The sequence below is a fragment of the Marinobacterium weihaiense genome (assembly GCF_019061305.1).
Taxonomy (GTDB): Bacteria; Pseudomonadota; Gammaproteobacteria; order Pseudomonadales; family Balneatricaceae; genus Marinobacterium; species Marinobacterium weihaiense.
Genome location: NZ_JAHQZT010000087.1, coordinates 1 through 419, shown reverse-complemented (window position 1 = coordinate 419; position 419 = coordinate 1). Strand labels below are relative to the sequence as shown.

Sequence of the window (419 nt, the reverse complement as noted above, 5' to 3'; positions counted from 1 at the left end):
TATATCTGTGTTGTACGCACATCGCTGTGGCCAAGCAGTTCCTGTACAGTCCTGATGTCGCGTCCAGCTTCAAGTAGTTGAGTAGCAAACGAGTGTCGAAACGTATGACAGCTGATTCTTTTATGTTGAATATTCGTTTTTGCTATAGCAGCCTTCAAGGCTTTTCTGGGCACAGAATCATGTAAGTGATGCCGGCATAGTTCGCCAGTAATGGGATGTTTGCAGAGACCACTGGATGGGAACAGAAACATCCAGGTTGGCTGGCGAAAGGCATTTGGATATTTCTTGCCGAGGGCATTTGGCAGCGAAGGCCCATGACCCTGACGGTTATCCTCTTCCTGGATCGCGAGTGCCTGCTGGATCTGGGCCTGCAAGGGGGTATGCAGGCGTTTCCCCAGCACTGTTTTTCGATCCTTGTT

General features: G+C 49.9%; 1 protein-coding gene. It reads right to left on the bottom strand.

The features are described from left to right. A partial coding sequence (locus KTN04_RS16720) for a tyrosine-type recombinase/integrase (RefSeq protein WP_217336349.1) occupies positions 1 to 419 on the bottom strand: 419 nt, incomplete at both ends.